Origin of the sequence: Nonomuraea cavernae (assembly GCF_040655715.1) — a bacterium.
In the GTDB taxonomy this organism is placed as follows: Bacteria; Actinomycetota; Actinomycetes; order Streptosporangiales; family Streptosporangiaceae; genus Nonomuraea; species Nonomuraea cavernae_A.
On sequence record NZ_JBFAKL010000061.1, the window covers coordinates 1 to 5682 of the forward strand.

Sequence of the window (5682 nt, forward strand, 5' to 3'; positions counted from 1 at the left end):
TGGCGCCGACGTCACCAAGCCCGCGCCCGCTGGTTCCACCAACGAACCCGCCTCACTCGCCAATGACCAGATCACGATCTACGACTGCCGTACTACGCCGCCAGTACGCGACCCGCTGGCCCAGTTCCCGATCGTTCATCCGGCACCCCAGTCGTGATGTGCTCGGGCTTTCCGCAGCCAGCATCGCCGAATCTGGTGATCGGCGACACCCCGTTCGTCGGGTCAGCGGCAGTCAGCAATGGCCGCGCCTCGGCTCTGGCGCTCCAGTTTCGGGCCCAGCAGTGACTAGAAGTGACACAGGCTGTGTCGCCATGCGCGAGGGCAGGAACAGTCCAGCACCGGAGCTAACCAGAATCGGGTAAGGGCAGTCATTTCCACCCACTCAAGCTTTGGGTCGGCAATGTCGGCGGATGATGTCCGGTAAGTCAGGCCCGGCTGCTCGGGGTGTTCACATATCTCCGCTGTCGACGCATTCGGGGCATGGCGGCTCGAGACGTTCACTGGTCTAGTACTCCAGTGACACTTTGCGACCATGCTTGGGATATGCGCTGGTAGTGGCAGCGTCGGGCGGTGGCTTGATGCGGTCAGCGCCATTGATGACCAGTGCGGAACCTGTCGGGGCCGCAGCATCCAGTGTGGCGGATCGCCTGCAGGCCAGCCCGGCGGATCACAGAACGCAGTATGGGCTCAAGCCCACGGGAGAGCCGAACCGCTACGCTGTTTCGGTCGTCAAGATTGTTAACTTCCACGACGTCGTGGAACGCCAGCATCGTCGACCTCGCGCCGAGAAGGAAGAAGTGGTGACAGCGCATCCGGGTCCGAGGGCACGTTTCCGGGCCACGTTGTGGGCGATCGGGGGATATCCGGAGACCTCCCCCGCACTGCTGGGAGCGAACGTGAGGGCCGCACTGCTCGCCTTCGGCTCGAAGACACCGGATAACCTGGCGGCAGCCGGGCAACTGGACGTCTCGGCCGAGCATGGCCCTACCGGGCGCACCGTCGGGCTCTGCCTAAAGCGTTCTGGACTGCGGTTGTCTCGTTTGCTGGCAAGTGCAGAGCACTGTGACATCCCCGTGGGACTCTTGGAGGAGCTTCCGGACCTGACCCAGGTCGAGTGGGACGCGACCCTGCGGATGGCGGGCCTGATCCTGCTGGCTCTGGACTCCGAGCCCGTCCGGCAGGCAAACAAGGTCGGTGCCGCGGAAACACCCCATGAGCGTTTCCGGGCCGCGTTGTGGGCGATCGGGGGATATCCGGAGACCTCCCCCGCACTGCTGGGAGCGAACGTGAGGGCCGCACTGCTCGCCTTCGGCTCGAAGACACCGGATAACCTGGCGGCAGCCGGGCAACTGGACGTCTCGGCCGAGCATGGCCCAACCGGGCGCACCGTCGGGCTCTGCCTCAAGAACTACCAGGAGCTGCTGTCGGAGGTTCTCTGGCTGACGAGCGGCTGCACGATCCCCGAACAGGTCGCCACAGCCTTCCCAGGGCTGGTGCAGGCTGAGTGGGACACCGTGCTACTGGTGGCCAAGATGGTGCTGGTCGCTCTGGAATCAGCCAGTCCTCCGTGAGGGTGACCTAGTGTCCTGCGCCTGAAATTTGGCGGTTAAGTCCGTATGCTGCTCGGCATGGCGCATTCAGGACCGCCGGCAGTGGAGATCCGCCTGACCGAAGCGGAGCGCGCTCGGCTGATTGGCATGTCGGCGGAGACGTCGAGAGTGGCGATGCGGGCGAAGATCGTGCTGGCCTGTGCGGAGCCAGGGACGAGTAATGCGCAGGTGGCGCGTGAGTTGGGCATCGCCGTGGGGACGGTGCGTAAGTGGCGCGCTGCTTACGCTCAGGGTGGCCTGGATGCCTTGGTCGATGAGGCCCGCACGGGGCGGCCAAAGGCGGAGCTGACGGTCACCGACCAAGAACGGGCGGTGCTGCAGCGGTGGTCCCGGCGGGCGAAATCCTCGCAGGTGCTGGCGATGCGCTCGAAGATCGTGCTGGCGTGTGCGAACGGCATGGACAACCAGCAGGTCGCCGAGCAACTGCGGGTGCATCCGGACACGGTGTCGAAATGGCGTCATCGCTTCCTGCGATTACGATTGGACGGGCTGATGGACGAGGAACGGCCCGGCCGACCGCCGTCGATCACGCTGGACCAGGTTGAACAGGTCGTGGTGGCGACCTTGGAAGAGTCGCCCAGGAACGCCACCCATTGGTCGCGGGCGTCGATGGCCGAGCGCAGCGGGCTGAGTAAGTCGACCATCGGACGGATCTGGCGAGACTTCGGCCTCAAGCCGCACCTGGCCGACACGTTCAAGCTGTCGACGGATCCGTTGTTCGTGGAGAAGGTCGTCGATGTGGTCGGCCTGTATCACAACCCGCCCGAACGCGCGGTGGTGCTGTGCGTGGATGAGAAGTCCCAGATCCAGGCCTTGGATCGGTCGCAGCCGGTGCTGCCGATGATGCCGGGTATGCCCGAGCGGCGAACCCACGACTATGTCCGCAACGGGATCACCAGCCTGTTCGCCGCCTTCAACGTCGCCGACGGGACCGTCATCGGGGAAATGCATCGCCAGCACCGCGCCGCCGAGTTCAAAAAGTTTTTGGCCACGATCGACAAGACCGTGCCCGCCGAGCTGGACGTTCATCTGATCTGCGACAACTACGGCACGCACAAGACGCCGGCGATCAGGGCTTGGCTGGTCCGCCACCCCCGCTTCCACATGCACTTCACGCCGACCGGCTCCTCGTGGATCAACCAGGTCGAGCGATGGTTCGGTTTCCTGACCGGCCAGCTGATCCGGCGCGGTGCGCACAAGAGCGTCCAGTCCCTGGAGAAGGACATCCGGGACTGGATCGCCCAGTGGAACAACGACCCGCGGCCGTTCGTGTGGAAGAAGACCGCCGAAGAGATTCTCGAATCCCTCGCCCGATATTGCCGACGAATTTCAGGCGCAGGACACTAGTACTCCAATGACGCGTGGCGATCTTGAGGGATCGCGTCACATGGCGACGGCCACCGCGTGATCATTCGGAGTTTGTGAAGACAACCAAAGATCGGGCGGTGGCCGCGTGCCACAGCGTAGACCTTGACGGCTGGATGGCCATCTTCAACGAGCTGATGGCCCGGATCGGCGGCCGGTTCGGCCGTATCGAACCTCGCCGCACTGCTGGCGCTTACGTGCGCGGCCTTCTGGCCGACATCGACCGTAAGAACTGCTGGAACCTGGCCGAACACGCCGGACTGATCGGCCCGCAGGCCTTGCAGCGGCTGCTGCGCACGGCCCGCTGGGACGCCGATGCGGTCCGCGATGACGTCCGTGATTTCGTGGTCGACCGGCTCGGCCCGGACGGCGTGCTGATCGCCGATGTGACCGGCTTCGTCAAGAAGGGCACCGGCTCGGCCGGAGTGCAGCGGCAATACAGCGGCACCGCGGGCCGGATCGAGAACTGCCAGATCGGCGTGTTCCTGGCCTATGCCACCCCGGCGGGACGAACGCTGCTGGACCGGCGGCTCTACCTGCCCGAGCACACCTGGCTGGCCAACCCCGACCGCTGCCATGCCGCCGGCATATGCGCTGGCCATCGCGGGCAGCCGGCGGGTCGATCTCGAGGGCGTCCCGGTCAGCGCAACCGAGGTCGCCGCGCGGGTGGCCGATCGGCATTGGCACCACTACCGCGCCGGTGAGGGAGCCAAGGGCCCGCGCTGGTATGCCTGGGCTTGGGCGCGTATCGACGAGAAGGCGACGGACGGCTATCGGTGGCTGCTCATCCGACGCAACCTGACCACCGGTGAACTGGCGTTCTACCGCTGCTACGCGCCCACCCGGCAGTCGCTGATGGCCCTGGTCAAGATCGCCGGTATCCGCTGGGCGGTCGAGGAGTCCTTCCAAGCCGCCAAAGGCCAGGTCGGCCTGGACCACTACCAGGTCCGCGGCTGGACGGCCTGGCACCGGCACATCACCTTGGCCATGCTCGCCCTAGCCATCCTGACGGCCATCGCCGCCGCCCAGCCACCCAACACCGACGATCGCATCCCCCTGACACTCCCCGAAATCCGCCGACTGCTGGCCGCGCTCATCCTGACCACCACCCACACGATCACGAACATTCTGCGCTGGTCAGACTGGCGCCGCCGCCACCAAGCCACAGCCCGACACTGCCACTACCAGCGCAAACCTCACCCATGATCGCGATGTGTCACTGGAGTACTAGTCCAACCGGAGAGCCCACGTGGCAGACGGTCGGCGCTCATTCAGGCTTCCTCGTCGTCCCCGCGCTGACGGAGCGCTCGCTTGCCAATCCCGCTGGAGAGCTTGCCCGTCACCGATCTGGCCCTGTCGAGGGTCTCGTTACCGAGGTGCCTGGCGGCATCGACGCCCTCTGCTCCTGTCTCAAGCACCTTGTCCCTCACCTCCGCGGCCGCGTCCACCCATCGTCTCGCCTCCAATGGCCGGCGACCGCGCTCGATCCCGAGCCGTCCGTGGAAGTCAACGACGGCGATCGCGACATGGTCGCTCGAATGCACCACAGCCCGGGACGTGGCCGGGTGCAGCAGCACCTTCGTGTTGGCCTTGCGGGCAGCCGCATCCATGCGGGCCATCAAACGCTCGGTGCCCCGAGAGATGAGTTCCAGCCGATTCTGCCGTGCAGCCCGAAGTGCGAGGCGATGCCGGTCCAGTTCCTCCGGAGACGCGTCCAGGACCCGGTCGAGTTCGAGCACGGCGATCGCGTCCTGCAGTTGGAAGCAGCGAGCCAGAACGGCGAGCCACTCCTGAACCTTGGACTCGGCTTCCTTGGACGTCTTGGCGAGATCACCGATCTTGGTCTTGCGCTCCATCTTCTCCGCGAGTGCGTCGAGTTGACGCAACGCGTATGCCTGGGTTCGTGCGATCGTCACCGACGTGGCCTGCACCTTCGACCACGTGATCTCGGAGACCCGGCCCACCTGCTCTCGGATGGTCATGGCCTCCTCGATCACGAGGTCCACTCCGATCACGTCCGCCAACACAGCGTCTTTCTGGGCGCGGAGCACGTCGTCGACCTTCTCGTCGATCGTGGCGAGATAGTCGGTGATCTCGTTCATGGTCTGTTGCATCGCAACCTGCGCCATGATCCCCGCGGCACCAGCCAGAATCGCCGGGTTGGTCAGAAGCGATCGGGACCCCTTCACGAATTCGACGAAACCCTTGATCTGGCCTTTGTTCCCCTTCAGCACGCCGGATCTGAGGCCTGACTTCGAGCTTTCCCTTAGCCCGTACTTCTTGACAAGCTGCGCGGACTCCTTGGTCAGTTTTACCCAGCGACCTGAGTTGGCGGCAATCTCGGAACCTGCCTGTGCGGCTCCAGCCCCAGCACTGAGAACAGATCCGAGCCGTTGCAGTCCGAGGTCCTTCGACGGCAGTCCCTCAGAGAGCAGGAAGCGTTCGACATCGGTCGGATTCCCGATGACCGCCAGGCCATCGCCGTCACTGATCAGTTGAATATCGGCATCCATCACCGGCTCCTGAAATGTGGGCAGGGAAAGCGGCTTTTCGCAGTTGAGGGTGGAATCGGGTAGGCCCGGCGATCGCGGGGTGGGTGATGGGGCCTTCCAGTACTACATCCGTAGATCGCGCGGTAATGGGTCGCCTCGTCGGCGGTAGTGGCTGATCAGAGCGCGGGTTTGGTGGGTTTGCCGGAATCTGGACC

At 64.9% G+C, this 5682-nt stretch carries 4 protein-coding genes and 1 pseudogene; 4 read left to right on the plus strand and 1 reads right to left on the minus strand.

Annotation, left to right across the window (positions count from 1 at the left end):
* The first annotated feature begins 635 nt into the window (after positions 1-635).
* The 4 genes and pseudogenes from AB0I38_RS40045 to AB0I38_RS40505 all read left to right on the plus strand — a co-directional run bounded on the left by AB0I38_RS40045 (position 636) and on the right by AB0I38_RS40505 (position 4181).
* Positions 636-1571 carry a hypothetical protein gene (locus AB0I38_RS40045; protein WP_358495981.1) on the plus strand — a complete coding sequence of 312 codons (936 nt, stop codon included), beginning with the start codon at positions 636-638 and terminating at the stop codon, positions 1569-1571.
* Positions 1572-1616: 45 nt separating this feature from the next.
* Positions 1617-2957 (plus strand): IS630 family transposase, encoded by a 1341-nt coding sequence (locus AB0I38_RS40050; RefSeq protein WP_358495985.1) that lies wholly within the window; start codon positions 1617-1619, stop codon positions 2955-2957.
* A gap of 134 nt (positions 2958-3091) precedes the next feature.
* A pseudogene (locus tag AB0I38_RS40500) lies at positions 3092-3565 on the plus strand (IS701 family transposase); the annotation flags it as partial.
* A gap of 76 nt (positions 3566-3641) precedes the next feature.
* The gene (locus tag AB0I38_RS40505) at positions 3642-4181 is read left to right on the plus strand and encodes a hypothetical protein (protein WP_436838830.1); all 540 of its coding nucleotides are present in this window, start codon (positions 3642-3644) and stop codon (positions 4179-4181) included.
* 65 nt (positions 4182-4246) lie between these two features.
* Here the strand turns inward: AB0I38_RS40505 and AB0I38_RS40060 are convergent, their stop codons facing one another.
* Entirely contained in the window at positions 4247-5488 is a 1242-nt protein-coding gene (locus tag AB0I38_RS40060) for a hypothetical protein (protein WP_358495990.1), read from the minus strand.
* Positions 5489-5682 lie beyond the last annotated feature (194 nt).

What these genes read in the sequence shown, in the direction of transcription:
- AB0I38_RS40050 (WP_358495985.1), top strand. Translation starts at nt 1,617, where the DNA reads ATGCTGCTCGGCATGGCGCATTCAGGACCGCCGGCAGTGGAGATCCGC.
- AB0I38_RS40060 (WP_358495990.1), bottom strand. Translation starts at nt 5,488, where the DNA reads ATGGATGCCGATATTCAACTGATCAGTGACGGCGATGGCCTGGCGGTC.